Source organism: Pseudomonas frederiksbergensis (genome assembly GCF_003732665.1).
GTDB classification, from domain to species: Bacteria; Pseudomonadota; Gammaproteobacteria; order Pseudomonadales; family Pseudomonadaceae; genus Aquipseudomonas; species Aquipseudomonas frederiksbergensis_G.
Genome location: NZ_MOBP01000009.1, coordinates 131,353 through 157,078, shown reverse-complemented (window position 1 = coordinate 157,078; position 25,726 = coordinate 131,353). Strand labels below are relative to the sequence as shown.

The window sequence follows — 25,726 nt, the reverse complement described above, 5'->3', positions numbered from 1 at the left end:
CAGGGATTTTCCAAACAGATTTTCAGCCGGACATCGCCAGATGCCCGGTTTTTGTCGTGCCTGGAAAAGGGGGTCCGGCTTCATGGCTGAGCCTCTATCCTTGCCGCCGGTGCCCGAACCGCCGAAGGGTGAGCGCCTGAACAACAAGGTCGTGCTGCTCACCGGCGCCGCTCAAGGCATCGGCGAAGCCATCGTCGCCACCTTCGCGTCCCAGCAAGCGAAGCTGATCATCAGCGACATCCAGGGCGAGAAAGTCGAGAAAGTCGCGGCCCACTGGCGGGACAAGGGCTTCGACGTCCAGGCGATCAAGGCTGACGTCTCCAGCCAGCACGACCTGCACGCCATGGCCCGACTGGCCGTCGAACGCCACGGCCGCATTGACGTGCTGGTCAACTGCGCCGGGGTCAACGTGTTCCGTGATCCGCTGGAAATGACCGAGGAAGACTGGCGCCGCTGCTTCGCCATCGACCTCGACGGCGCCTGGTTTGGTTGCAAAGCCGTGTTGCCGCAGATGATCGAGCAGGGCATTGGCAGCATCATCAATATTGCCTCGACCCATTCCTCCCACATCATCCCCGGCTGCTTCCCGTACCCGGTGGCCAAGCACGGTTTGCTCGGCCTGACCCGCGCCCTGGGCATCGAGTACGCAGCGAAGGGCATTCGGGTCAACGCCATCGCGCCGGGCTATATCGAAACCCAACTGAACGTCGATTACTGGAACGGTTTTGCCGACCCCCAGGCCGAACGTCAGCGCGCCTTTGATCTGCACCCGCCACGGCGCATCGGCCAGCCGATGGAAGTGGCGATGACCGCGGTGTTCCTGGCCAGTGATGAAGCGCCGTTCATCAACGCCTCGTGCATCACCATCGATGGTGGGCGCTCGGTGATGTACCACGACTAGACCGAATGGATTGCAGACGCGGAACTCCGTTTGAAATCCAATCATCATACGATATGACTATTCGCTTCACGGTTTGACCGCTGTATCGGCTTTCAAATAACGCTCAAAAAAAATAACAAGGAGTCAGCTTATGAATCGTCGTCCCGGGATCCGTTCCCTGTGCTGTGCCGCTTTGGCGGTCACGGCGTTCAGCCTGAGCAGTTCGCTGCTGGCGGCCGAGCAAGTGAAAATCGGTTTTCTAGTCAAACAGGCGGAAGAGCCCTGGTTCCAGACCGAATGGAACTTCGCGGAAAAAGCCGCCAAGGACAAAGGCTTCACCTTGATCAAGATCGCCGTGCCTGACGGCGAGAAAACCCTTTCGGCCATCGACAGCCTGGCGGCCAACGGCGCCAAGGGTTTTGTGATCTGCCCGCCGGACGTCGGCCTCGGCCCGGCAATCATGGCCAAAGCCAAGGCCAACGGCTTGAAAGTGATCGCGGTCGATGACCGTTTTGTCGATGCCAAGGGCAAATTCATGGAAGACGTGCCGTACCTCGGCATGGCAGCGTTTGAAGTCGGCGAGAAACAGGGCAACGCCATGGCCACCGAAGCCAAGAAGCGCGGTTGGGACTGGAAAGAAACCTACGCCGTGATCAATACCTACAACGAACTCGACACTGGCAAGAAACGCACCGACGGTTCAGCCAAAGCGCTGACCGATGCGGGCTTCCCGAAAGACCACATCCTCTACACCGCGCAGAAAACCCTCGACGTCCCGGGCAGCATGGACTCCACCAACTCGGCGCTGGTGAAACTGCCCAGCGGCGCGAAAAACCTGATCATCGGCGGCATGAACGACAACACCGTGCTGGGCGGCGTGCGCGCCACCGAAAGCGCCGGGTTCACCGCCGCTAATGTCATCGGCATTGGCATCAACGGCACCGACGCCATCGGCGAACTGAAAAAGCCCAACAGCGGCTTCTTCGGCTCGATGCTGCCGAGCCCGCACATCGAAGGCTACAACACCGCCGCGATGATGTACGAGTGGATCACCACCGGCAAAGAGCCGCCGAAATATACGGCCATGGACGAGGTGACGCTGATCACCCGCGACAACTTCAAGCAGGAACTGGAAAAGATCGGCCTGTGGAACTGAAGGCCGGTTGATTTCATCGGTGGCCCTGGCGACGGGGCCACCTGATCTGTGTGATGAGGTGGTTATGCAAGCGCAAACACAAACACAAGAACACAGCGGCGGCAGCTTGCGCTTCAACGGGATCGGCAAGACCTTTCCCGGGGTGAAGGCGCTGGACGGCATCAGTTTCGTCGCGCATCCGGGGCAGGTGCATGCCTTGATGGGCGAGAACGGCGCCGGCAAATCGACGCTACTGAAAATCCTCGGCGGCGCCTACATCCCGAGCAGCGGCGACCTGCAGATCGGCGAGCAGACGATGGCGTTCAAGTCCACTGCCGACAGCATCGCCAGCCGCGTCGCAGTGATTCACCAAGAGCTGCATCTGGTCCCGGAAATGACCGTCGCGGAAAACCTGTTCCTCGGGCATTTGCCGGCCAGTTTCGGCCTGATCAACCGCAGTACCTTGCGCCAGCAAGCGTTGGCCTGCCTCAAGGGCCTGGCCGATGAAATCGATCCGCAGGAGAAAGTCGGGCGCCTGTCCCTCGGCCAGCGGCAATTGGTGGAAATCGCCAAGGCCTTGTCCCGTGGCGCGCATGTGATTGCGTTCGACGAACCCACCAGCAGCCTTTCAGCGCGGGAGATCGACCGCTTGATGGCGATCATCGGGCGCCTGCGGGACGAAGGCAAAGTGGTGCTCTACGTTTCCCATCGCATGGAAGAAGTGTTCCGCATCTGCAACGCGGTGACGGTGTTCAAGGATGGCCGCTTTGTGCGTACCTTCGAGAACATGAGCGAACTGACCCACGACCAGTTGGTGACGTGCATGGTCGGTCGCGATATCCAGGACATCTACGATTACCGCCCGCGTCAACGGGGGGCGGTGGCGCTGAAGGTCGACGGTCTGCTCGGGCCTGGCCTGCGCGAACCGGTGAGTTTCGAGGTGCACAAAGGCGAGATCCTCGGGTTATTCGGTTTGGTCGGGGCAGGGCGCACCGAGCTGTTCCGCATGCTCAGCGGCTTGACGCGCAACACGGCGGGTCGCCTTGAACTGCGCGGCCATGAACTGAAACTGCGTTCACCCCGGGATGCCATCGCCGCCGGGATTCTGCTGTGCCCCGAAGACCGCAAGAAGGAGGGCATCATGCCGCTCTCCAGCGTCGCCGAGAACATCAACATCAGCGCACGCGGCGCTCATTCCACCTTCGGTTGCCTGTTGCGCGGCCTGTGGGAAAAGGGCAACGCCGAGAAGCAGATCGCCGCGCTGAAAGTGAAGACGCCAAGCGCGTCGCAGAAAATCATGTACCTGTCCGGTGGCAATCAGCAGAAGGCCATTCTCGGTCGCTGGCTGTCGATGCCGATGAAAGTCCTGCTGCTCGACGAACCGACCCGAGGCATCGACATCGGCGCCAAGGCCGAGATCTACCAGATCATCCATAACCTTGCGGCCAGTGGCATTGCGGTGATTGTGGTGTCCAGCGACCTGATGGAAGTCATGGGCATTTCCGACCGCATCCTGGTGCTGTGCGAAGGCGCGATGCGCGGCGAGCTGTCCCGCGACGAAGCGAATGAATCCAACTTGCTGCAACTGGCTTTGCCGCGCCAACGCGCTGACGGCGTGGCGAACTGAGAGGTAACTATGATGACCATGCAAAACAACGCACTGCCCACCCAGCGCAAACCCCTGGACCTGCGGCGTTTTCTCGATGACTGGGTGATGCTGCTGGCGGCCATCGGCATCTTCGTCGCCTGTACGTTGCTGATCGACAACTTCCTCTCGCCGCTGAACATGCGCGGTTTGGGCCTGGCGATTTCCACCACCGGGATTGCCGCGTGCACCATGTTGTATTGCCTGGCGTCCGGGCATTTCGACTTGTCGGTGGGTTCGGTGATTGCCTGCGCCGGCGTGGTTGCGGCGGTGGTGATGCGTGATACCGACAGCGTGTTCCTCGGCGTGGCGGCGGCGCTGTTCATGGGGCTGATTGTCGGCTTGATCAACGGGATTGTGATCGCCAAGTTGCGGGTCAATGCCTTGATCACCACGTTGGCGACTATGCAAATCGTGCGTGGCCTGGCGTACATTTTTGCCAATGGCAAAGCGGTGGGCGTGTCACAGGAACAGTTCTTCGTCTTCGGTAACGGTCAGTTGTTCGGCGTGCCGGTGCCGATTTTGATCACCATTGTTTGCTTCCTGTTTTTCGGCTGGCTGCTGAACTACACCACCTACGGGCGCAACACCATGGCCATCGGTGGCAACCAGGAAGCGGCGCTGTTGGCTGGCGTAAACGTTGACCGGACCAAGATCATCATCTTCGCCGTGCATGGTTTGATAGGTGCATTGGCCGGGGTGATCCTCGCCTCACGCATGACCTCGGGCCAGCCGATGATTGGCCAGGGGTTTGAGCTGACGGTGATCTCCGCGTGTGTGTTGGGCGGGGTGTCGTTGAGCGGCGGGATCGGCATGATCCGCCATGTGATTGCCGGGGTGTTGATTCTGGCGATTATCGAGAATGCGATGAACCTGAAGAACATTGATACGTTTTATCAGTATGTGATTCGCGGTTCGATTCTGCTGTTGGCCGTCGTGATCGACCGCCTGAAACAACGCTAAACCCCTGTGGGAGCGGGCTTGCTCGCGAAGGCGGAGTGTCAGTCGATATCAATTTGACTGATACACCGCCTTCGCGAGCAAGCCCGCTCCCACATTTGATTTGTGTCCACTACAGATCATTACTGCCCATCCTTCTGTCACCTCCCTGAAAAAATGCCTTGCCCGTCCGGCCCTGTTTCAGTTATCACTTTGTACATGATTAGACAGGTTCGATTTGACAAGAAACAACGGGTGGTCGACGAACTCATCCGGCGCATCGAAAGCGGCCTCATGGAGGACGGCTTTCTGTTGCCGGGCGAGCATCAGTTGGCTCAAGAATTCAAGGTCAGCCGCGGCACGCTGCGTGAAGCCCTGGCCGAACTGAAGAGGCGCAATTACATCGCCACGCAAAGCGGCGTCGGTTCCATCGTCACCTTCGACGGTGTGGTGCTCGATCAGCGCAGCGGCTGGGCCCAGGCCCTGGCGGACAGCGGGGCGTTGGTCAACACCGAAGTGCTGCGCCTGGAAGCGGTCAGTCGTCCTGACTTGCTGTCGCGGTTCGGCACCGACAAGTTCATTACCCTCGACCGTCGCCGCCGGGCCAACGACGGCACGTTGGTGTCCCTTGAACGTTCATTGATTCCCGCCACTGGCACCCTGGAAAGTCTGCCGCGAGTGGGCCTGATCGATAACTCGCTGACCATCACCCTGGCCGCCTACGGCTACATCGGCGAGCGGGGCGACCAGTGGATCGGCGCCGAACCGCTGAGCGCTGAAGATGCTGAACTGCTCGGTCGTCCCACCGGCACGGTATTCCTCAAGGCCCTGCGCACCACGTACGACCGTCAGGGCCGGTTCATGGAACAGGTCGCAAGTTTGCTCGACCCCGTCCATTTTCGTCTGCACCTGCAATTTGGAGAGTCAAAGTGACCGCGCTCAATCGTGCCTTGGGCGCGTTCTATGGCTTGGCTTTGGGTGATGCCCTGGGCATGCCGACCCAATCCCTGAGCCGTGCCGAGATCAAGGCGCGCTTCGGCGAAATCACCGATCTGGAAGATGCCGGCCCCGATCAACCGATTGCCGCCAACATGCCCAAAGGTTCGATCACCGACGACACCGAACAGGCGATCCTGGTCGGCCAATTGTTGATCGAAGGCGAAGGCTGGATCGACCCGGCTGTACTCGCCCAACGCCTGATCGAATGGGAAGCCGAGATGCAGGCCAAGGGCTCGCAGGATTTGCTCGGGCCTTCGACCAAACGTGCGATCGAAATGATCCTCGCCGGTCATTCGCCCGAAGAAGCGGGGCGCTACGGCACCACCAACGGCGCGGCGATGCGCATCACCCCGGTGGGAATCGCGGCGGATGTCGCGGATCCGCAACGTTTCATAAAAGCCGTGGTGCAAGCCTGCCAGGTCACCCACAACACCACGCTGGGGATTTCCAGCGCGGCGGCAGTGGCGGCGGTGGTCTCGGCCGGGATCAACGGCATGGACCTGGGCGAAGCGCTGAACCTGGGCATGCAAATCGCCCAGCAAGCGGAAAGCCATGGTCACTGGGTCGCGGGCGGGCGCATTGCCTCGCGGATCAGTTGGGCACGGACCATCGGCATCGACAGCGACAAGGCCTTGCTCGCCGATTTGATGTACGACGTGATCGGCACCTCCGTGGCATCCCAGGAATCGGTGGTCGTGTCGTTCGCCCTGGCCCAGCAAGTGGCCGTCGGTGAACTGAACGCCTTCGAGGCCGTGTGCATGGCCGCGAGCCTGGGCGGCGACACCGACACTATCGCGGCGATTCTCGGCGCAATGCTCGGGGCTTGCCTTGGGCTGGAGAGTTGGCCGGCGGCGATGATCGACAAGATCAAAGCCGTGAATGGTCTGGAGCTGGAACCCCTTGTGAAAGGACTCCTCACCCTGCGCTGAGGTGTACGCAATAAACCTGTAGGAGCTGCCGAAGGCTGCGATCTTTTGATCCTGGCGGTCTTCAGGCAGCTGTAAATCAAGATCAAAAGATCGCAGCCTTCGGCAGCTCCTACATGGGGTTGCGCAGGTCACTTAGAAATCCGTCTGCCCACAACCAAAACAATGGCAACAGGAGCATCCATCATGAGTTCATCGAACGCCGGGCCAAGCGCCGGGCAACTGGAAACCCGGGGCATCGAGCCCGTCCCGGAAAGTGAATGCAACGGTCATCCGCTGCAACTGTTCTGGGTCTGGTTCGCCGCCAACATTTCCATCCTCGGCTTGCCCTTGGGCGCCACACTCGTGGCGTTTCGTGGCCTGGCGATCTGGCAGGCGATCATCGTCGCGATCCTCGGCGCCGCTGGCTCTTTCGCCGTGGTGGGGATCATCTCCATCGCCGGCCGCCGTGGCCGCGCACCGAGCCTGACCCTGTCCCGCGCCATCTTCGGCGTGCGCGGCAACATCGGTCCGACCGTGGTCTCGCTGATGTCGCGCCTGGGTTGGGAAACCGTCAACACCACCACCGCCGCGTTCGTGTTGCTGTCGTTGTGCTCGATCCTGTTCGGCTCGCCGGTGGAAGCCAAAAGTGCACCGGTGTTAACCCTGATCTTCATTGCGATATTCGTGCTGCTGACCCTGTCGGTGTCGGGCCTGGGTCACGCCACGTTGCTGGTGATCCAGAAGTGGGCGACCTACGTGTTCGGTGCGCTGAACCTGCTGGTCGGCGGTTTCCTCTGCGCCACCATCGACTGGAGCGCGGTGTTCAACGCCACGCCGGCACCGCTGAGCGCCATGATCATCGGCGTCGGCACCATGGCCGCCGGCACCGGGATTGGTTGGGCCAACGCCGGCGCGGACATGTCGCGTTACCAGCACAAAAGCGTCAAAGCCGTGCGCCTGGTGGCCTCGGCGGCGTTCGGTGCGGGGATTCCGCTGGTGCTGCTGATCACCCTCGGCGGCTTGCTGTCGGTGGGCAATAACGACCTGGCCCAAGCCACGGACCCGATCATCGCGATCCGCGACATGCTGCCGACCTGGATGGCCGTGCCGTACCTGATCACTGCGTTCGGCGGCTTGCTGCTGTCGAATAACCTGTCGGTGTATTCCGCCGGTTTGACCACCCTGACCCTTGGCCTCAAGGTCCCGCGCGTCTACGCGGTGGTGGTGGACATCGTCGCGATCTTCGCCGGTTCGATTTACTTCATGCTGATCGCCGACAGCTTCTACGGCCCGTTCATCACCTTCATTTCCCTGCTGGCGGTGCCAATTACCGCGTGGGTCGGAATCTTCATCGTTGACCTGATCCACCGTCATTACTACAGCCCCAAAGACCTGTTGGACGTCAGCCCAAGCAGCGCCTATTGGTATCGCGGCGGCATCGAATGGCGTGCCTTCGGTGCCTGGGCAATCGCGATTGTGTTGGGCTTCAGCTTCACCACCATCGGCACCACCGCTGAAAACATCTGGTTCCGTGGCTTCCTTTCCGACTCGTACCTGGGCCATAACGGCCTCGGCTGGATCGTGACCTTCCTGGTGGCCGGCGGGATTTATTTTGTACTCGGCGGGGCCAAGGATCGTCGCGCTGCACTGACTGAGAACGCTCATGCCTAAGTTGTTGCACACCGGCCAGGTCATCATCGACCTGGTCATGGCCGTGGATAAACTGCCCCAGGCCGGCGGTGACGTATTGGCGCAATCCGCCAGTTTCGAAGCCGGTGGCGGCTTCAATGTGATGGCCGCCGCCCAGCGTAATGGCTTGCCGGTGGTTTACCTCGGTCGGCATGGCACCGGTCGTTTCGGCGACCTGGCGCGGGAAGCGATGAAGGTTGAGGGCATCCAGATTGGCATCGCTCACAAAGCCGAGCGCGATACCGGGTTGTGCGTCGCCGTGACGGATGCCTCGGCCGAGCGCAGTTTCATTTCCTACATTGGCGCTGAAGGCGAAGTGTCCACCGAAGACCTGGCGAGCGTGCCGGCGCAGGCGGGGGATTATGTCTACGTCAGCGGCTATAGCTTGCTGCATGTCGGCAAGGCCCGGGCGTTGGTGGATTGGGTGCTGGGATTGCCGACAGGCATCAACGTGATATTCGATCCGGGTCCATTGGTGGAGTCGCCGGATGAGCCGTTGATGAATGCATTGCTGCCGCGCATCGATGTATGGACCAGCAATGGCGTCGAGGCGCTGCGGTTTACCGGGGCGGCGGATATTGATTCGGCGCTGGATCGGTTGGCCGGGCATCTACCGGCGGATGTGTTGATGGTGGTGCGCGATGGACCGCAAGGCTGCTGGATCCGCCAGCGCGGTGACTGCCAGCATGTGCCGGGGTTCAAGGTTGAAGCGGTGGACAGCAACGGCGCCGGGGATGCCCATGCCGGGGTGTTCGTGGCCGGGTTGGCGCGGGGGTTGTCGGCGGTTGAGGCGGCACGCCGGGCGAATGCGGCGGCGGCTTTGGCCGTCACTCGGTGGGGGCCGGCGACTTCGCCGGGGACTGCTGAGGTGGATGCGTTGGTCCGCAAGGATTCGGGCGACTGATCGGTCGCCTTCGCGGGCAAGCCTCGCTCCTACAAGTGATCGGTGGCACAGGCTGATCGGTGTAGGAGCGAGCCTGCTCATTTGCTATCCCGTCTGAAAATTCGCACAATGCGCGCCCCCAGGAAGGGGAAGCGTCTGACAGCCTGTCGGGCCTGTTTCTTACACTCATGGAGCGAGTCCCCCGTTTGCAAAATCTCCTACCGAATCCCCTCCGGCAAGCCATGCATGGCCCGCCGCGTTTTTTTATGGAAGCGTTTTTTATGGAAGAGAAAAAATGAATTACCGGATGATGATGGCCGCGACCGTGCTCGCCGCTTCTGCACTGTTGGCCGGTTGCGGCGACAAGCCAGACGCGACCGCCAACAAGCAGCCAAGCCAAAGCGCCGCGCAACAGCAGCAGATCGAGAAGTACAACCTGTATGTCGATGTGGCCAACAGCCTGACCACGTCGTTCCAGGAGGCCCGGGAAAACTACCTGACGCAACAGATGCCGCTGTTGAAAGGCAAGGCAGCGCCGACTTCGATGCGCATCGAGAACGACATTCTGGTGGATCGCTCGGCGGCGCAACTGGACACCGCCGCAGCCATGGACGCGCCGATTGTCGAAATCGATGCCGCTGCCAAGGACTTCTCGACAGCGTTGAAAACGTTGTCACCGTTGAGCCACGAGCTGAACAACTACGCAAACTCCAAAGGTTACCTGGCCGACAATGGCGACAAGGCTCGCCAGTTGAGCACGGACTACCTGGCAGCACTGACCCTGGTCGCTCAGAAAGAAGCGGCGTTCTACAAAGGCCTGAGTGATCGTGACCAAGCGTTGACCAAGGAAGCGTTCGACAAGGCGCACAAGGACACCGCGGCTTACTATCGCGCCGGGCTGATTTACTACGGCAAGCTGAACAATGCCGATGCCAATGTCTTGTTTGCGGCGCCCAATGATCCGGCGGCGCTGGACGCTTTCGAAAAGTCCCTGGCACAAGTGGCGGATGCTGCGGCAGGCTGGGACAGGAAAGTCACCGAGCAATCGGCCAAGTCCGGCAAGAGCTGTAGCGGCGGCATGCTGGAAATCAATGAGTTTATCGGGCAGTCCCGTTCAATGATCAAAGACATCAAGGACGGTGTGTTCAAGATCGAAGAAACCGGTTTGATGGCAAAAATGCCGGCACGGATGCGCAGTTCCAACATCGTTAACTCGGCGAATCGCTACAACCGTAATTACTCGAATGTGATTAACCGGTTTAATCATCCGATGTGTTGAATGCCGGCCTTCAAATTATTCTGCGTCTGATCAGACGTCTTCGCGGGCAAGCCTCGCTCCTACAGGGGGGATGTGTATACCTGTAGGAGCGAGGCTTGCCCGCGAAGAGGCCATCACATTCAACACAAAACCTTGATGGCTACCCCGGTCTTGCGCAACGTCTTATTACTGGATTTCCAGTTTGCGCGCCGCCTCAACCCCCGCTGCGCTGAGCTTGATCGGCAGGTTCAGCGAGTGTTCGCCGGCTTCATTGCAGGTCACATGGCCGTGCTGGATCAGTCCGCGATCCTGTAAAACAGCGAGGGTGGTGGCCACTACTTTCTCCCCCCGGTAATTGTCCAGGACCTCCTTGCCCAAACCGCTCGGATGGGCGTGCAGCAGACGGGTCAGGACTTCTTTTTCCAGGTTTTTATCGACGTTCATGGTTACCTCTTTCATGGATGTGGATAGGTATTGCGGCGCTCGCGTCGGCGAACTATTTGCCGGCACCTTCGGAGCCCGAACCACCGGTGGTGGTTTTCGAGCCGACGCCGCTGCCGGCGTTATCGGGTGTCTGGTTGTCCGGCGTATTCATCCCGCCCTGGCGGCCGGGGTCGCTGCCCTGGAGGCGCGGATCGGTGCCAGTGGACGGTGGCAGGCTGTTGTCGACGCCCGAACCATCGGTGTTCATACCGGGGGCACTCTGGATGGCGGGGGCCTTGGGTTTTTCCACCGGGTCGGTGGGGCCGGTGCCGGACGCAGTGGTCGCGGCGAAGGCGGTAGAAGACAGCAGGGCAGCGAGGGTGAGAGCGGTCAGCCGGGACATCATCATGGTGTCGTCTCCAATTATTAGAGTCCTTACCTGATGTTGGTCCGCCTTCGAGGGGGTTGGTGCCTGATGAACGACGAACGGTTCAGGCTGGAGCTTCTAACCCGCGCCGATTTCTTCCTTGAACAACTCCATGAAACCCTTGAGCCGCTGATGACGAATCTGCGCCAGGTGTTGGCCGGTGACGGTCTGGAAACCGTCCGCCAGGTGCAGCAGCTTGGTCTGGAAATGGTCGAGGCAAAAGCGCTTGTCATCGTAGTCCCGGGCCTTGGCCTCCGGGTCCTGCGGGTCGTACAACGCACTGCCCATGCGCCCGGCGATGTAAAAGGTTCGCGCCACACCGAGCATGCCGAGGGAATCGAGACGGTCGGCGTCCTGCAGGATTTTCGCTTCGAGGGTGGTCGGGGTGATGTTGGCGGAAAAACTGTGGGCTTCGATGGCGTGGGCGACGGCGGTGATTTTTGCGTCCGGCCAGTCCAGTGTCGTCAGCAGCGTTGCCGCTTTCTTCGCTGCCAATCTTGAGGCTTGGGAGCGCAGCGGCGAGTTCTTCTCCACCGCCACGCAATCATGCAACAGCACGGCTGCCAGCAGCACGTCCAGGTCGCCACCTTCCTGTGCGTGAAGCGTGCGCACGTTGTGCCACACCCGCTGCAAGTGAGACAGGTCGTGGGCGCCGTCTTCCGCGGGTTCCAGCGCGTGGGGCAGGAGTGTTTCGGCGAGGGTTTGCAACGGAGCGAAAGCAGCGGCAGTCATAAACATCCTTTCGGTCATGCACGGTAAAAAATGTGGGAGCGGGCTTGCTCGCGAAAGCGTCGGTTGTTTCAGCATTGATGTGTCAGACAGACCGCTTTCGCGAGCAAGCCCGCTCCCACAAGGGGCCTTTTAGCTGTCAGTAGGGTACTTTTTGCTTTGCCATGTGACGAGCGCCGATTGCCGCCTTAGTATGGCGTTTTCAACTCCAGACAAGGCACGTCCATGACGATCGAGATCCGCCCGGCGACCCCCAGCGATGCTCCGCAAATCCTCGCGTTCATCACTGAGCTGGCCGACTACGAACGTGCCCGCCACGAAGTCATCGCCAGCGTCGCCGACATCGAACGCAGCCTGTTCAGCGAAGGCGCCACCGCCCACGGCCTGATCTGCCTGCGGGACGGTTTGCCGATTGGTTTCGCGGTGTTCTTCTTCAGCTATTCCACCTGGCTGGGCAGCAACTGCCTGTACCTCGAAGACCTCTACATCACCCCCGAACAACGGGGTGGCGGCGCCGGCAAAACCTTGCTGCGCCACCTGGCCAAAATCGCCTGCGCCAACGACTGCGGCCGTTTCGAGTGGAGTGTGCTGGACTGGAACAAACCGGCCATCGAATTCTACAAATCCCTCGGTGCACAGCCGCAGGAAGAGTGGGTGCGGTATCGGATGGATGGGGCGGTGCTTCGCGAATTTGCCGAAGGCCGGTGATCGCGGTGTCCCGTGGATGTTTCAGGGAGTGAGTCCGGGTGCGCAAGGTTCTTCTATGTCTATTTATATTGATGAGTGCCGGATGCTCGTTGAATCACGGAAAACCAGAGGCAACGCTCGACTATTCGAGTGTGGAGGAGCTTCGTAATACTGGGCTCTATCAGATTTATTTCAGCGCTGACGTCGACGTTTTACAGTTGTTCAAGTCCAGGATTGGTCAGGGACTAGTCTGTGCGTTGGAAGATGACCTCGACTTTAGCGAAGCCCATCACATAAAACGTTCCGGTTTTGGTCTGGTAGAACCCGTGGCGGGCGATCTGCCGTTGCGGTATCGCGCGAATGTCATTTTCAGTGAATCGGAAACTGGCAAGGGCGGGGAAAATTATCTGGACGGTGAAACCCTGGTTCCGCTGTTGAAACAACGGGATTTTATTTCATGTGTCTTTAGAGTCCAGACGACAACCTACAAGACCTACTTCTCAAAGGTGATGCGCGTCCCGACGAGTGAGTTGATAAAAACGGCGACGAAACAGTAATCGCGAGCATCTGCCACCAGGAAGCGCTCCGGTCTTGATCTCATCGAGGCCACTCTTCATTACACATAACCCCTGATTGAATGGCGAAATCTGCGCCGCCGGCCCCGATGAGGCAGGTGGCGTCGAGCGCTGCCGGGCATTTTTTACTGTTGTTCGGCATCCCATAATATGGGAGTGATATTTATATATTGAGATTGAAGCGCGTCCGGGTTTATAGTCCAGCTCACTCACTGCCAATAAAACAAAACAGGTGAAGCGATGCTGGCGCAATTGATCGCGCTCGATTGGGGGACAACCTCATTACGTGCTTACAAACTCGCCGCGGGTGGCCAGGTGCTGGAACAGCGTTCGCTGTCGTCCGGGATCATGCAGCTGCCGCGCACGCCGCGAATCATCAACGGCCAGGAATGCACCGACGGTTTTGAACTGGCCTTCGATGAGGCCTGTGGCGACTGGCTCGACGCCCAGCCCGATTTGCCGGTGATTGCCTGTGGCATGGTCGGCAGTGCCCAGGGCTGGCGCGAAGCGTCCTACCAGGACACGCCGGCCAACGTCGCCAATCTCGGAAATTCCCTACAAACCGTACGCAGTCTTCGCGGCGTCGATGTACACATCGTGCCGGGGGTGATTCAGCGTTCGCGGTTGCCGAATGTGATGCGCGGCGAAGAAACCCAAGTCCTTGGTGTGTTGCAGAACCTGCCGGGCGGGGCGGGCAACGATCTGTTGATCGGCTTGCCTGGCAGTCATTCGAAATGGGTGGAAGTGGCTGACGGCTGCATCGTCCATTTCGACACCTTCATGACCGGCGAAGTGTTCGCCGTACTCAGTGAACACAGCATTCTCGGGCGCACCCAGCAACACGGTGCGTCATTCGATGGCCAGGCATTTGATCGCGGCGTGCAAGTGGCGTTGTCGGCGGACGGCGAGATCGGGCCGTTGTCGACGTTGTTTAGCGCTCGCAGTCTCGGGCTCACCGGCGAACTCAGCGCCACCGCGCAGCCGGACTATCTGTCCGGCCTGTTGATCGGCCATGAACTGGCGGCCCTGGCCAATGTTCAGCGACGCCGGCGCAACAGCGTTCATCTGCCTTCGATCATCCTCATTGGCAACACCCAACTCTGCGCCCGCTATAGCCGGGCCCTCGATGCCTGCGGCTTTGCCAATGTGACCCTGGCCGAGCAAGCCACCGAGCGCGGGTTGTGGCAACTGGCGGTCGCCGCCGGACTGGTCTCACACAATCCATCCCGTTAAACCTGACTGGAGGTCTGACATGCTCAAGCAAGCCCTGGCGCAAAACGGCCTGATCGCGATCCTGCGCGGCCTGCGTCCTACAGAGGCGGCGGCCATCGGCGAAGTCCTGTACAGCGCCGGATTTCGCGTCATCGAAGTGCCGCTTAATTCCCCCGAGCCGTACGAAAGTATCCGCATCCTGCGCAGTACCTTGCCCGCCGATTGCCTGATCGGCGCGGGCACGGTGCTGACGCCGGAACAGGTCGAGCAGGTGAAAGCGGCCGGCGGTCAGGTGATCGTCATGCCGCACAGCGATCCCAAGGTCCTGCGCGCAGCGAAGGCGGCGGGGTTGTTCCTGTCGCCGGGTGTGGCGACGCCGACCGAGGCCTTTGCTGCACTGGCTGAAGGCGCGGATGTGCTGAAGATGTTTCCCGCCGAGCAGATGGGGCCAGCGGTTGTGAAAGCCTGGCTCGCGGTGCTGCCGGCCGGGACTATCCTCGCGCCGGTGGGCGGGATTACGCCGGACAATATGCAGGTGTTTATCGACGCGGGCGTCAAAGGTTTCGGCCTCGGTTCCGGGTTGTTCAAACCGGGCATGACCCCGGAGCAAGTGGCGGCCAATGCCAAGGCTTACGTCACTGCCTGGAAAGCCCTGAGCTAAGAATTTTTGGCGCTGTGAGCGCTGCATCTAACAAGAGAGACAATGAGATGAAAATCACTAAACTCACCACCTTCATCGTCCCGCCACGCTGGTGCTTCCTCAAGGTCGAAACCGACGAGGGCGTGACCGGTTGGGGCGAGCCCGTGGTCGAAGGCCGCGCCCACACTGTCGCCGCTGCCGTTGAAGAATTGTCCGACTACCTGATCGGCAAAGACCCACGCAATATCGAAGACATCTGGACCGTGCTCTATCGCGGCGGCTTCTATCGGGGCGGCGCGATCCACATGAGCGCCCTGGCCGGCATCGACCAGGCCTTGTGGGACATCAAGGGTAAAGCGTTGGGTGTCTCGGTCAGTGATTTGCTCGGTGGCCAGGTGCGGGACAAGATCCGCGTGTATTCGTGGATCGGCGGCGACCGCCCGGCGGACACTGCGCGCGCCGCGAAAGAAGCGGTGGAACGTGGTTTCACTGCGGTGAAAATGAACGGCACCGAAGAGCTGCAATTCCTCGATTCCTTCGAGAAAGTCGACCTGGCCCTGGCCAACGTCGCCGCCGTGCGTGACGCGGTCGGGCCGAACGTCGGCATCGGCGTCGACTTCCATGGCCGGGTGCACAAGCCCATGGCCAAGGTGCTGATGAAGGAACTCGACCCTTACAAGTTGATGTTCATCGAAGAACCGGTGCTCAGCGAAAACTACGAAGCGCTGAAGGAACTCGCGCCGCTGACCAGCACGCCGATTGCCCTCGGTGAGCGCTTGTTCTCCCGTTGGGATTTCAAGCGTGTGCTGAGTGAAGGCTACGTCGACATCATCCAGCCTGACGCGTCCCACGCCGGCGGCATCACCGAAACCCGCAAGATCGCGAACATGGCCGAAGCCTACGACGTGGCGCTGGCGCTGCATTGCCCGTTGGGCCCGATTGCCCTGGCGGCATGCCTGCAACTGGACGCGGTTTGCTACAACGCGTTTATCCAGGAACAGAGCCTGGGCATCCACTACAACGAGAGCAACGACCTGCTGGATTACGTCAAGGATCCGCGGGTGTTCGACTACGACAAAGGCTTCGTGAAGATTCCGAATGGCCCGGGGCTGGGGATCGAGATCAACGAGGAATACGTGATCGAACGCGCCGCCGTCGGCCACCGCTGGCGCAACCCGATCTGGCGCCATGCCGATGGCAGTTTTGCCGAGTGGTGAGTTCTTTCTGATCCAACCGAGATCCCCTGTGGGAGCGGGCTTGCTCGCGAAAGCGGTCTGTCTGTTGCCGAAGATGTTGCCTGTGCCGGCGTCTTCGCGAGCAAGCCCGCTCCCACAAGGGATTCGGTGTCAGCCGTTACATCGACCTCAATAAACATAAGAAGAGGCATCCCTCATGCAGCCGCAAACCCTCACCGGGCAGGCGTCGTTGGTGACGCCCAGCCGCAAGCGTTTTTTCATCATGGTGCTGTTGTTTATCACCGTGGTGATCAACTACCTCGACCGCAGCAACCTGTCCATCGCCGCCCCGGCGCTGACCACTGAACTGGGGATCGACCCGATCCACGTCGGGCTGATTTTCTCCGCGTTCGGCTGGACCTACGCCGCCATGCAGATCCCCGGCGGCTGGCTGGTGGATCGCGTGCCGCCACGGATTCTCTACAGCGTCGCGCTGCTGTTGTGGTCCCTGGCCACGGTGATGCTCGGTTTCGCCGCCAGCTTCATCGCGCTGTTCGTGCTGCGCATGGCGGTTGGAGCGCTGGAAGCCCCGGCCTATCCGATCAACAGCCGCGTGGTCACCACCTGGTTCCCCGAGCGCGAACGCGCCACGGCCATCGGTTTCTACACCTCCGGGCAGTTTGTCGGGCTGGCGTTCCTGACGCCGGTTCTGGCCTGGCTGCAGCATGAATTTGGCTGGCACATGGTGTTCGTCAGCACCGGTGTGGTGGGCATTATCTGGGCGGTGATCTGGTACGCGGTGTATCGCGAGCCACGGGATTTCAAGGGCGCCAACGACGCTGAAATCGACTTGATCCGCGAGGGCGGCGGGCTGGTGGATATCCAGGCTGACACGGCGAAAGCCAAGGCGAAATTCAGTTGGACCGACCTCGGGATTGTCCTGAGCAAACGCAAGCTCTGGGGCATTTACCTCGGCCAGTTCTGCCTCAACTCGACGCTGTGGTTTTTCCTGACGTGGTTCCCGACGTACCTGGTGAAATATCGCGGCATGGATTTCATCAAGTCCGGTTTGCTCGCATCGCTACCGTTTCTCGCGGCGTTCGTCGGTGTGTTGTGTTCCGGGTTCTTTTCCGATTTCCTGATCCGTCGCGGCTACACCGTCGGCTTCGCTCGCAAGCTGCCGATCATTGGCGGGCTGCTGATTTCCACGTCGATTATCGGCGCCAACTTCGTCGAGTCGACGCCGCTGGTGATTGCCTTCCTCGCGTTGGCGTTCTTCGGTAACGGGCTGGCCTCGATCACCTGGTCGCTGGTGTCGACGTTGGCCCCGGCACGGTTGCTCGGGTTGACCGGCGGGGTGTTCAATTTCATCGGCAACCTGTCGGCGATTACCACGCCGATCGTCATCGGTTTCCTCGCCACCGGCGATTCGTTTGCCCCGGCGATTACCTACATCGCGGTTCTGGCGCTGATCGGTGCTCTTTCCTACGTGCTGCTGGTGGGCAAGGTCGAGCGTATCGAGTTGTAGTGGCAGCCGTCGGGCGACCATAATGCCGCCCGTTCCCTCGCTCAACGGTAAAGGCTGGATATGCAGGAAGACGCCCCAAAAATCGCCAAGGACGCCGCGCCGACCGGCACCCAGACACTGCTTCGTGGTTTGGGTGTGGTTCAGGCCGTGGCCAGTGGCGCCCGCGATCTCAAGGAAATCGCCCGGCTGATCGGCACCACGCGCAGCACCACCCATCGCCTGGCCAGTTGCCTGGTGGACGAGCGTTACCTGCGCGTGGTCCCGCAAATCGGCTATCTGCTGGGGCCGAAGTTGATCGAGCTGGGTTTTCAGGCGCGGGAAGAGCTGCCGCTGGTGACCCTGGCCGGGCCGTATCTGGACGAGCTGTCGGCGTTGACCGGCGACACCATTCACCTGGCCATCCGCGAGGGCGACGAGGTGCTGTACCTGCACAAGAATCCGGGACGCAATGGCCCGGAAATGCGTTCGCGGGTCGGCCATCGCATGCCGTTGGCGCGGACCGGGATCGGCAAGGCCTTGATGCTGGATGATTCCCAGGAAGACTGGAAACGCTTGTACGAAGTGAGCCTGCCGGCCGGTGGGAAAAATCAGTTCTGGCCGCTGCACCCGGAGCAGTCCTGGGAGCAGTTTCAGCAGCGCATGGTTGAGTATGTGGCGGGGGGTTACGCGTTCGATCTGGAGGACAACGAACCGTCGATCCGTTGTGTGGCGGCGCCGATTCGTGATGCCAGCAAGCGCATCGTCGCTGGCATCAGCATCGCCAGCACCGTGCCGTACATGCCGCTGGAAAAAATGGCCGAGCTGATTCCCCTGATCAAAGGGGTCACGGCCCGGCTCTCGGCTGAGCTTGGTTTGAAAGTCTGAGGCGCTAAAGTCTGATCAGACTTTCAGCGTCGCCATGTCGATCACGAAGCGGTACTTCACGTCACCGGCAATCATGCGGGTGAACGCTTCGTTGATCTGATGGATGTTGAGCATTTCGATGTCGCAGCTGATGTTGTGTTCGGCGCAGAAATCCAGCACTTCCTGGGTTTCGGCAACGCCACCGATCAGCGAACCGGCCAGCACGCGGCGGCTCATCACCAGTTTGCCGGCGTGGACCGGCGGATCAACCGGTTCGATCAAACCCACCAGAATGTGCACGCCGTCGAAACGCAGGGTATCGAGGTAGGGGTTGAGGTCGTGCTGCACCGGAATGGTGTCCAGCAGGAAGTCGAAATGGCCGGCAGCGGCCTTCATCTGTTCGGCATCGGTGGACACGATCACATGGTCCGCGCCCTGGCGCCGCGCTTCTTCAGCCTTGCTCGCCGAGCGGGTGAACAACGTCACTTGCGCGCCCATGGCCTTGGCGAACTTGATGCCCATGTGGCCGAGGCCACCCATGCCGAGGATCCCGACCTTGTCGCCGGCCTTCACGCCGTAGTGCTTGAGCGGCGAGTAGGTGGTAATGCCGGCGCAAAGGATCGGCGCGGCGCTGGCCAGGTCGAGTTTTGCAGGGATGCGCACCACGAAGTGCTCGCTGACCACGATGCTGTCGGAGTAGCCGCCCATGGTGTTGCTGCCGTCGACCCGGTCCGGGGTGGCGTAGGTCATGGTCGGACCTTCGAGGCAATATTGCTCGAGGTTGGCCTGGCAGGCTTCGCAACTGCGGCAAGAATCGACCATGCAGCCGACGCCGACCAGATCGCCGATTTTGTGCTTGGTCACGTTCGCACCGACGGCAGTAACTTTGCCTACGATCTCGTGGCCGGGCATCAGTGGGTAAACGGCAATGCCCCATTCGTTTCGGGCCTGGTGGATGTCGGAATGGCAGACGCCGCAGTACAGAATATCGATCGCCACGTCGTCGGCCCGAGGGCTGCGGCGTTCGAATTTCACGGGGGCGAGGGGAGTGGTGGCGGACTGAGCGGCATATCCGATAGCGGTGTACATAAGGAACCTCGCAAAAGCAGTGACAGGTGAGATGCGCCATTTTGCGGGGGCTCGCCGGGGGCAGCCATGACGATTCCTCCGAGTGTCATGCCTAATCCTCCGGCATGTGCCGTTGACGGGTCGCTTTGCCCGTCAGACCTGCGATGATGTTTTCATCCCTTTTTTCGTCACTTTTGTGTGAAGAGCTGCCTATGTTGTTGACCCGTCATCTCGATGCCAACGCAACCCTGGTGTCACTGCTCCAGCCGCTGACCACCCGCGACGGCTTCGCCCCCACGGCGTTGCCGGGGGTGCAGGTGTTGCGCGCCAGCCGCGATGTGGCCCGGGGGCCGCAGATCTATGAGCCGAGTCTGGTGATCATCGTCCAGGGCAGCAAATTGGCGTACCTGGGGCCGCGCACCCTGGAGTACGGCGCCGGGCACTATCTGATTCAGGCACTGCCGGTGCCTTTCGAGTGCGAAACCTTTGCCGCGCCGGAGGGGCCGATGCTGGGGATTTCCATCGCCATCGACCGCGTGTTGCTCGGGGAACTGGTACTGGCCATGGGGCTGGTGGCGGGGCGCAGCATTGCGGCGCAGACCCTGGAGTCCATGACCTCGGCGGTGCTTGATGACGGCATGCGTGGTTGTGTCGAGCGGTTGTTGCGCTGCCTGCACGATCCGCTGGAATGCCAGATCATGGGGCCGGCGCGTTTGCGGGAATTGTTGTTCGTGGCGCTGCGCGGTCCCCAGGCCGATGTGTTGCGGGCGTTGGTGGAGCAGCAGGGGCAATTCGCACGGATCGCCGCTTCGCTGAATCATCTGCACGGGCATTTCACCGAGCCGTTGAATGTCGAGACGCTGGCCGGTTGCGCGAACATGAGTGCGTCGACGTTCCATGAGCATTTCAAGCGCAGCACGTTGTTGTCGCCGGTTCAGTATTTGAAGCGCTTGCGCTTGCTCAAGGCGCAGCAGTTGTTGCTGGGTGAGGGGTTGGGCGTGGCGCAGGTGGCGCATCGGGTGGGGTATCAGAGTACGTCGCAGTTCAGTCGGGAATATAAGCGCTACTTTGAGCGCAGTCCCGGGGATGAACGCGCCGCTTAAGTTGACAATGATCCCCTGTGGGAGCGGGCTTGCTCGCGAATGCGGTGGGTCAGTCGACTTAAATGGTGGCTGATACACCGGATTCGCGAGCAAGCCCGCTCCCACAATGGTTCTGTGTTGTGGCTTAAATTGCAGGCAACAAAAAGGCCCCCATTCGGGAGCCTTGATGTTCAGGCGTGCGGCTTACATGTTCGGGTAAGTCGGGCCGCCGGAGCCTTCCGGCGCCACCCAGGTGATGTTCTGTGCAGGGTCCTTGATGTCGCAGGTCTTGCAGTGAACGCAGTTCTGGGCGTTGATCTGGAAGCGTTTCTCGCCGTCTTCCTTGGTCACCACTTCGTACACGCCAGCCGGGCAATAACGCTGGGCGGGCTCATCGTACAGCGGCAGGTTCTTGCTGATCGGGATGCTCGGGTCGGTCAGCTTAAGGTGGCACGGTTGTTCTTCTTCGTGGTTAGTACCGGAGATGAACACCGAGCTGAGTTTGTCGAAGCTGAGCTTGCCGTCGGGTTTCGGGTAATCGATCTTCTTGCAGTCCGCCGCGAGCTTGAGGCACGCGTAATCCGGCTTGGTGTCGTGCAGGGTGAACGGCAGTTTGCCGCCGAAGATGTTCTGGTCGAGCCAGTTGAAACCGCCGCCGACAATGGCGCCGAACTTGTGGATCGCCGGGCCGAAGTTGCGGCTGGCGAACAGTTCGTCGTAGAGCCAGCTCTTCTTGAAGGCGTCGACGTAAGTGGTCAGCTCTTCGGTGCCGTCTTTCTCGGCGAACAGCGCCTCGGCCACGGATTCAGCGGCGAGCATGCCGGACTTCATCGCGGTGTGGCTGCCTTTGATCTTGGCGAAGTTCAGGGTGCCGAGGTCGCAACCGATCAGCGCGCCGCCCTTGAACACCATTTTCGGCAGCGAGTTCAGGCCACCCTTGCAGATTGCGCGAGCGCCGTAGCTGATGCGCTTGCCGCCTTCCAGGTACTGCTTGAGCACCGGGTGATGCTTGAGGCGCTGGAACTCGTCGAATGGCGACAGGTAGGTGTTGCTGTAGGAAAGATCGACGATCAGACCGACCACCACCTGGTTGTTTTCCAGGTGATAGAGGAACGATCCACCGGTGTTCTCGGTGCCCATGATGTCCAGCGGCCAGCCGGCGGTGTGCACCACCAGGCCTGGCTGATGCTTGGCCGGGTCGATTTCCCAGATTTCTTTCAGGCCGATGCCGTAGTGCTGGGCGTCGGCGTCGCTGTCGAGGTTGAAGCGCTTGATCAGTTGCTTGCCGATGTGGCCACGGCAACCTTCGGCGAACAGCGTGTACTTGCCACGCAGCTCCATGCCCGGGGTGTAGAGGCCTTCTTTCGGATGGCCTTCGCGATCAACGCCCAGGTCACCGGTGATGATCCCGCGAACCACGCCGTTCTCGTCGAACAGCGCTTCCTGGGCGGCGAAGCCCGGGTAGATTTCCACGCCCAGGTTCTCGGCCTGCTGGGCGAGCCAGCGGCACAGGTTGCCCAGGGAGATAATGTAGTTGCCTTCGTTGTGCATGGTCTTGGGCACAAAGAGGTCGGGGATTTTCTGCGCGCTGTCGGCGTTCTTGAGAACGAAGATGTCATCGCGGGTGACCGGCGTGTTCAGCGGCGCGCCGAGTTCTTTCCAGTCCGGGAACAATTCGTTCAGGGCCCGTGGTTCGAACACGGCACCGGACAAAATGTGAGCACCGACTTCGGAGCCTTTTTCGACCACGCAGACGCTGATTTCCTTACCGGCTTCGGCGGCCTTCTGCTTCAAGCGGCAGGCGGCGGAAAGACCAGCGGGGCCGGCACCGACGATGACCACGTCGAATTCCATGTATTCGCGTTCCACAGGTTATCTCCTACTCAAGGCTCAACAGTTTTTTTTCTAATTGGAGGTTTGGTGTCGCATCCATGAATCCCGGCGCAAGGCCGGAAGAGGACAATCGATGAGCCACCTTTCTCTCTGGGTGGCGCATTATATCTACACCACTCCTAGCGTCCAATACAAACGTTTGTTTGAATTGGCTCGGAGCCAGAGAAATCAAAGTCACGCGGCTTATGACTGGCCATTTTGCCGTATTGACCGGAATAGGTGTTCCGGTCAAGATACGGGCGGTTTTGCGCTCGCCGTAGGCTGACTGTTGGTTTCAAGAGCACCTCTAAAGACAGGGCGATGGCAGTACAAGGTGATGCGCCACGAAGATTCGGCGCGCAGTTTACACGCCGCGGTAATGAATGACTCATCGGTCACCACTGACGAACGGTCATCAGCAACGCGAGCCGTGTCACCCCGTTCAGATGCCAGCGTTTTTAGAGGTGCCCTTGCGCCCACGAGCATCAACCGCCAGGTTCGCCTAGGCGACTTTCTTTTCACCGGAGAGTAACGAGGAATCCATGAAGGTTCTTGTAGCTGTCAAACGCGTTGTGGATTACAACGTCAAGGTTCGCGTCAAGGCGGACAATTCCGGCGTCGACCTCGCTAACGTGAAGATGTCGATGAACCCATTCTGCGAAATCGCCGTGGAAGAAGCCGTACGCCTGAAAGAGAAAGGCGTTGCGACTGAAATCGTCGTCGTCTCCATCGGCCCGTCCACCGCTCAAGAGCAACTGCGCACCGCGCTGGCTCTGGGTGCCGACCGCGCCATCCTCGTCGAATCCGCTGAAGATCTGACATCCCTGGCTGTTGCCAAGCTGTTGAAAGCCGTTGTCGACAAGGAACAGCCTCAGCTGGTGATCCTCGGCAAACAAGCCATCGACAGCGACAACAACCAGACCGGCCAGATGCTCGCTGCATTGAGCGGCTACGGTCAGGGCACATTCGCTTCGAAAGTCGAAGTCACTGGCGACACCGTTGCCGTGACCCGCGAAATCGACGGCGGCGCGCAGACAGTTTCCCTGAAACTGCCGGCCATCGTCACCACCGACCTGCGTTTGAACGAGCCGCGTTACGCGTCCCTGCCAAACATCATGAAAGCCAAGAAGAAGCCTCTCGAAGTGCTGACTCCGGACGCTTTGGGCGTTTCCACCGCCTCCACCAACAAGACCGTAAAAGTCGAAGCGCCGGCTGCACGCAGCGCGGGTATCAAGGTCAAGTCGGTGGCTGAACTGGTCGAGAAACTGAAAAACGAAGCGAAGGTAATCTAAATGACTATCTTGGTTATTGCTGAACACGACAACAAAGTGCTGGCCCCGGCCACGCTGAACACCGTCGCTGCTGCCGCCAAAATCGGCGGTGACATCCACGTTCTGGTCGCCGGTCAAGGCGCTGGCGCCGTGGCTGAAGCCGCTGCGAAAATCGCTGGCGTGGCGAAAGTGCTGGTGGCCGACAACGCCGCCTACGCTCACCAGTTGCCGGAAAACGTCGCGCCTCTGGTTGCAGAGTTGGGCAAGGGCTACAGCCACATCCTGGCTGCCGCGACGTCCAACGGCAAAAACATCCTGCCACGCGTAGCCGCGCAGTTGGACGTTGACCAGATCTCCGAGATCATCTCGGTTGAAAGCGCTGACACCTTCAAGCGCCCGATCTACGCGGGTAACGCCATCGCTACCGTTCAATCGAACGCCGCAGTGAAAGTGATCACCGTACGCGCCACCGGTTTCGACCCGGTGGCTGCTGAAGGTGGTTCGGCTGCTGTTGAAGCGGTTGCGGCTGCCCACGACGCTGGCATTTCCAGCTTCGTTGGCGAAGAACTGGCCAAGTCCGATCGTCCGGAACTGACCGCCGCCAAGATCGTCGTTTCCGGTGGCCGTGGCATGCAGAACGGCGATAACTTCAAACACCTGTACGCCCTGGCCGACAAGCTGGGCGCTGCCGTCGGCGCTTCCCGCGCTGCGGTCGACGCAGGTTTCGTACCCAACGACATGCAGGTCGGTCAGACCGGCAAGATCGTTGCTCCACAGCTGTACATCGCGGTCGGTATCTCCGGCGCGATCCAGCACTTGGCCGGCATGAAAGACTCCAAAGTGATCGTTGCGATCAACAAGGACGAAGAAGCGCCGATCTTCCAGGTGGCCGATTACGGCCTGGTGGCAGACCTGTTCGAAGCCATCCCCGAGTTCGAGAAGCTGGTCTAATCCAGCGGCTTAAACTATAAAGAGCCCGGCCTTTTGGTCGGGCTTTTTTTTGTTTCGGATTTGAGTGGGAGAGCTTTGCCATGGATCTGCGCCGCCTGTATGGCCGGACATTATTGCTGGGCCTGACGCTGTTGCCAGGGCTCGCCAGCGCCGTGGGCAAATGCGAACGCCTGGTGGTCACCGGCAGCCCGGATGCACCGCCGTACCTGTGGCAAGACCCGCAGAACCCCAAGCACCTGATCGGCGCCAGTGCCGATTTGTTGCAGCAAGTGGCGGGGGAGTTGGGCATCAAGATCGAAATGCTCTACGCCGGCAAACGCGCCCAGGCCCTGGACGAAGTGCGCAGCGGGCGCATGGACATGCTGGCGGACGCACCGTTGACGCTCAATGAGCTGGAAAACCTGGATTACATCCATCCGCCGCTGCTGGAAAACGATTATCTGGTCTGGACCCGCAAAGGTTCGACGCTGCCGTACAGCGAAGCGAACGATTTGCGCGGGCACTCGGGCGCCGTGTCGGAAAAGTCTCGAATGACCCGGGAATTCGGCACTTTCGCCGAGCAGCAATTGACCCTCACCCGAACACCAAACCTGACCCAGGCCTTTCAGAAATTGCTTCTGGGCGAAGTCGAATTTGTACTCGCCGGACGCTATTCGGGCATGGCCGCCGCGCAGGCATTGGGCATGGGCAACGACTTACAGACGTACCCGCAACCGGTCGACCGACCCGGCCTGTTCCTCGCGGTTTCCCATAACTCCGCCTGCAACGATCCGTGGTTGCGCGGACAGCTGGCCAAAAAGATGACAGAATTGCCCGCGTCCGGACTGACGGAAGCTGTGCTGCAACGCAATATCGAGCGTTGGAAGTCGCAGCAACAGCAACCCGCCAGTACCCCAAAACAGTAGGG

General features: G+C 60.4%; 25 protein-coding genes. 20 read left to right on the top strand and 5 right to left on the bottom strand.

All coding sequences use genetic code 11. From position 1 onward, the window contains the following. Positions 1–82 precede the first annotated feature (82 nt). From BK665_RS15540 to BK665_RS15500, 9 genes are all read left to right on the top strand, one after another. Positions 83–901, top strand: coding sequence for an SDR family oxidoreductase (locus BK665_RS15540; protein WP_123406936.1), 819 nt, complete (start codon positions 83–85; stop codon positions 899–901). 130 nt (positions 902–1,031) lie between these two features. Next, positions 1,032–2,036 carry a substrate-binding domain-containing protein gene (locus BK665_RS15535; RefSeq protein ID WP_123406934.1) on the top strand — a complete coding sequence of 335 codons (1,005 nt, stop codon included), beginning with the start codon at positions 1,032–1,034 and terminating at the stop codon, positions 2,034–2,036. Positions 2,037–2,100: 64 nt separating this feature from the next. Continuing rightward, positions 2,101–3,642, top strand: coding sequence for an L-arabinose ABC transporter ATP-binding protein AraG (gene araG, locus BK665_RS15530; protein ID WP_123406932.1), 1,542 nt, complete (start codon positions 2,101–2,103; stop codon positions 3,640–3,642). 12 nt (positions 3,643–3,654) lie between these two features. Further along, positions 3,655–4,623 carry an L-arabinose ABC transporter permease AraH gene (gene araH / locus BK665_RS15525; RefSeq protein ID WP_123407155.1) on the top strand — a complete coding sequence of 323 codons (969 nt, stop codon included), beginning with the start codon at positions 3,655–3,657 and terminating at the stop codon, positions 4,621–4,623. 195 nt (positions 4,624–4,818) lie between these two features. Beyond that, positions 4,819–5,532, top strand: coding sequence for a GntR family transcriptional regulator (locus BK665_RS15520; protein ID WP_123406931.1), 714 nt, complete (start codon positions 4,819–4,821; stop codon positions 5,530–5,532). Then, complete coding sequence (locus BK665_RS15515) at positions 5,529–6,527, top strand: ADP-ribosylglycohydrolase family protein (RefSeq protein WP_123406929.1); 999 nt, start codon at positions 5,529–5,531, stop codon at positions 6,525–6,527. Before BK665_RS15520 ends, BK665_RS15515 begins: the two co-directional genes overlap by 4 nt. A gap of 183 nt (positions 6,528–6,710) precedes the next feature. Further along, positions 6,711–8,177, top strand: a complete 1,467-nt coding sequence (locus BK665_RS15510; protein ID WP_123406927.1) for a purine-cytosine permease family protein — start codon at positions 6,711–6,713, stop codon at positions 8,175–8,177. Beyond that, positions 8,170–9,099, top strand: coding sequence for a PfkB family carbohydrate kinase (locus BK665_RS15505; RefSeq protein ID WP_123406925.1), 930 nt, complete (start codon positions 8,170–8,172; stop codon positions 9,097–9,099). The genes BK665_RS15510 and BK665_RS15505 overlap by 8 nt, the downstream gene beginning before the upstream one ends. A 274-nt stretch (positions 9,100–9,373) precedes the next feature. Beyond that, positions 9,374–10,357, top strand: coding sequence for a DUF3829 domain-containing protein (locus BK665_RS15500; protein WP_123406923.1), 984 nt, complete (start codon positions 9,374–9,376; stop codon positions 10,355–10,357). A 165-nt stretch (positions 10,358–10,522) separates the two neighbouring features. Here BK665_RS15500 and BK665_RS15495 read toward each other — a convergent pair whose 3' ends face one another. From BK665_RS15495 to BK665_RS15485, 3 genes are all read right to left on the bottom strand, one after another. Then, complete coding sequence (locus BK665_RS15495) at positions 10,523–10,780, bottom strand: hypothetical protein (protein WP_123406921.1); 258 nt, start codon at positions 10,778–10,780, stop codon at positions 10,523–10,525. A 52-nt stretch (positions 10,781–10,832) separates the two neighbouring features. Next, positions 10,833–11,168, bottom strand: a complete 336-nt coding sequence (locus BK665_RS15490) for a hypothetical protein (protein ID WP_123406919.1) — start codon at positions 11,166–11,168, stop codon at positions 10,833–10,835. Between the two features lie 96 nt (positions 11,169–11,264). Further along, positions 11,265–11,918: an HD domain-containing protein gene (locus BK665_RS15485; protein ID WP_123406917.1), complete on the bottom strand. Its 654-nt coding sequence runs from the start codon at positions 11,916–11,918 to the stop codon at positions 11,265–11,267. A 222-nt stretch (positions 11,919–12,140) separates the two neighbouring features. Between BK665_RS15485 and BK665_RS15480 the strand changes: the two genes are divergently transcribed. From BK665_RS15480 to BK665_RS15445, 7 genes are all read left to right on the top strand, one after another. Continuing rightward, the gene (locus tag BK665_RS15480) at positions 12,141–12,623 is read left to right on the top strand and encodes a GNAT family N-acetyltransferase (RefSeq protein ID WP_123406916.1); all 483 of its coding nucleotides are present in this window, start codon (positions 12,141–12,143) and stop codon (positions 12,621–12,623) included. Between the two features lie 38 nt (positions 12,624–12,661). Beyond that, positions 12,662–13,159, top strand: a complete 498-nt coding sequence (locus BK665_RS34465) for a hypothetical protein (RefSeq protein ID WP_259699608.1) — start codon at positions 12,662–12,664, stop codon at positions 13,157–13,159. 258 nt (positions 13,160–13,417) lie between these two features. After that, positions 13,418–14,410, top strand: coding sequence for a 2-dehydro-3-deoxygalactonokinase (locus BK665_RS15470; protein WP_123406914.1), 993 nt, complete (start codon positions 13,418–13,420; stop codon positions 14,408–14,410). A gap of 19 nt (positions 14,411–14,429) precedes the next feature. Next, the gene (locus BK665_RS15465; protein ID WP_123406912.1) at positions 14,430–15,050 is read left to right on the top strand and encodes a 2-dehydro-3-deoxy-6-phosphogalactonate aldolase; all 621 of its coding nucleotides are present in this window, start codon (positions 14,430–14,432) and stop codon (positions 15,048–15,050) included. Between the two features lie 47 nt (positions 15,051–15,097). Next, positions 15,098–16,246: a galactonate dehydratase gene (gene dgoD / locus BK665_RS15460; RefSeq protein WP_008152275.1), complete on the top strand. Its 1,149-nt coding sequence runs from the start codon at positions 15,098–15,100 to the stop codon at positions 16,244–16,246. Between the two features lie 175 nt (positions 16,247–16,421). Beyond that, positions 16,422–17,732: an MFS transporter gene (locus BK665_RS15450; RefSeq protein ID WP_123406910.1), complete on the top strand. Its 1,311-nt coding sequence runs from the start codon at positions 16,422–16,424 to the stop codon at positions 17,730–17,732. Between the two features lie 60 nt (positions 17,733–17,792). After that, entirely contained in the window at positions 17,793–18,596 is an 804-nt protein-coding gene (locus BK665_RS15445; protein WP_123406908.1) for an IclR family transcriptional regulator, read from the top strand. Between the two features lie 15 nt (positions 18,597–18,611). On the opposite strand, the gene BK665_RS15440 is transcribed toward BK665_RS15445, so the two are convergent. After that, the gene (locus BK665_RS15440) at positions 18,612–19,664 is read right to left on the bottom strand and encodes an NAD(P)-dependent alcohol dehydrogenase (RefSeq protein WP_123406906.1); all 1,053 of its coding nucleotides are present in this window, start codon (positions 19,662–19,664) and stop codon (positions 18,612–18,614) included. A 191-nt stretch (positions 19,665–19,855) separates the two neighbouring features. On the opposite strand from BK665_RS15440, the gene BK665_RS15435 reads away from it, so the two are divergent. Then, complete coding sequence (locus BK665_RS15435; protein WP_123406904.1) at positions 19,856–20,746, top strand: AraC family transcriptional regulator; 891 nt, start codon at positions 19,856–19,858, stop codon at positions 20,744–20,746. A 183-nt stretch (positions 20,747–20,929) separates the two neighbouring features. On the opposite strand, the gene BK665_RS15430 is transcribed toward BK665_RS15435, so the two are convergent. After that, positions 20,930–22,594, bottom strand: coding sequence for an electron transfer flavoprotein-ubiquinone oxidoreductase (locus BK665_RS15430; protein WP_123406902.1), 1,665 nt, complete (start codon positions 22,592–22,594; stop codon positions 20,930–20,932). 545 nt (positions 22,595–23,139) lie between these two features. Between BK665_RS15430 and BK665_RS15425 the strand changes: the two genes are divergently transcribed. The 3 genes from BK665_RS15425 to BK665_RS15415 all read left to right on the top strand — a co-directional run bounded on the left by BK665_RS15425 (position 23,140) and on the right by BK665_RS15415 (position 25,724). Next, positions 23,140–23,889, top strand: coding sequence for an electron transfer flavoprotein subunit beta/FixA family protein (locus tag BK665_RS15425; protein ID WP_123406900.1), 750 nt, complete (start codon positions 23,140–23,142; stop codon positions 23,887–23,889). Further along, on the top strand, positions 23,890–24,819 hold the full coding sequence (locus tag BK665_RS15420; protein ID WP_123406898.1) for an electron transfer flavoprotein subunit alpha/FixB family protein: 930 nt from the start codon (positions 23,890–23,892) through the stop codon (positions 24,817–24,819). An 80-nt stretch (positions 24,820–24,899) separates the two neighbouring features. Then, positions 24,900–25,724, top strand: a complete 825-nt coding sequence (locus BK665_RS15415) for a substrate-binding periplasmic protein (protein ID WP_123406896.1) — start codon at positions 24,900–24,902, stop codon at positions 25,722–25,724. Positions 25,725–25,726 lie beyond the last annotated feature (2 nt).

Coding starts and splice junctions, on each gene's coding strand:
- BK665_RS15425 (WP_123406900.1), top strand. CDS start 23,140: ATGAAGGTTCTTGTAGCTGTCAAACGCGTTGTGGATTACAACGTCAAG.
- BK665_RS15450 (WP_123406910.1), top strand. CDS start 16,422: ATGCAGCCGCAAACCCTCACCGGGCAGGCGTCGTTGGTGACGCCCAGC.
- BK665_RS15470 (WP_123406914.1), top strand. CDS start 13,418: ATGCTGGCGCAATTGATCGCGCTCGATTGGGGGACAACCTCATTACGT.
- BK665_RS15490 (WP_123406919.1), bottom strand. CDS start 11,168: ATGATGATGTCCCGGCTGACCGCTCTCACCCTCGCTGCCCTGCTGTCT.
- BK665_RS15510 (WP_123406927.1), top strand. CDS start 6,711: ATGAGTTCATCGAACGCCGGGCCAAGCGCCGGGCAACTGGAAACCCGG.
- dgoD (WP_008152275.1), top strand. CDS start 15,098: ATGAAAATCACTAAACTCACCACCTTCATCGTCCCGCCACGCTGGTGC.
- BK665_RS15535 (WP_123406934.1), top strand. CDS start 1,032: ATGAATCGTCGTCCCGGGATCCGTTCCCTGTGCTGTGCCGCTTTGGCG.
- BK665_RS15500 (WP_123406923.1), top strand. CDS start 9,374: ATGAATTACCGGATGATGATGGCCGCGACCGTGCTCGCCGCTTCTGCA.
- BK665_RS15540 (WP_123406936.1), top strand. CDS start 83: ATGGCTGAGCCTCTATCCTTGCCGCCGGTGCCCGAACCGCCGAAGGGT.
- BK665_RS15435 (WP_123406904.1), top strand. CDS start 19,856: ATGTTGTTGACCCGTCATCTCGATGCCAACGCAACCCTGGTGTCACTG.
- BK665_RS15465 (WP_123406912.1), top strand. CDS start 14,430: ATGCTCAAGCAAGCCCTGGCGCAAAACGGCCTGATCGCGATCCTGCGC.
- BK665_RS15420 (WP_123406898.1), top strand. CDS start 23,890: ATGACTATCTTGGTTATTGCTGAACACGACAACAAAGTGCTGGCCCCG.
- BK665_RS15440 (WP_123406906.1), bottom strand. CDS start 19,664: ATGTACACCGCTATCGGATATGCCGCTCAGTCCGCCACCACTCCCCTC.
- BK665_RS15505 (WP_123406925.1), top strand. CDS start 8,170: ATGCCTAAGTTGTTGCACACCGGCCAGGTCATCATCGACCTGGTCATG.
- BK665_RS15485 (WP_123406917.1), bottom strand. CDS start 11,918: ATGACTGCCGCTGCTTTCGCTCCGTTGCAAACCCTCGCCGAAACACTC.
- araH (WP_123407155.1), top strand. CDS start 3,655: ATGACCATGCAAAACAACGCACTGCCCACCCAGCGCAAACCCCTGGAC.
- BK665_RS15495 (WP_123406921.1), bottom strand. CDS start 10,780: ATGAACGTCGATAAAAACCTGGAAAAAGAAGTCCTGACCCGTCTGCTG.
- araG (WP_123406932.1), top strand. CDS start 2,101: ATGCAAGCGCAAACACAAACACAAGAACACAGCGGCGGCAGCTTGCGC.
- BK665_RS15480 (WP_123406916.1), top strand. CDS start 12,141: ATGACGATCGAGATCCGCCCGGCGACCCCCAGCGATGCTCCGCAAATC.
- BK665_RS15445 (WP_123406908.1), top strand. CDS start 17,793: ATGCAGGAAGACGCCCCAAAAATCGCCAAGGACGCCGCGCCGACCGGC.
- BK665_RS15520 (WP_123406931.1), top strand. CDS start 4,819: ATGATTAGACAGGTTCGATTTGACAAGAAACAACGGGTGGTCGACGAA.
- BK665_RS15415 (WP_123406896.1), top strand. CDS start 24,900: ATGGATCTGCGCCGCCTGTATGGCCGGACATTATTGCTGGGCCTGACG.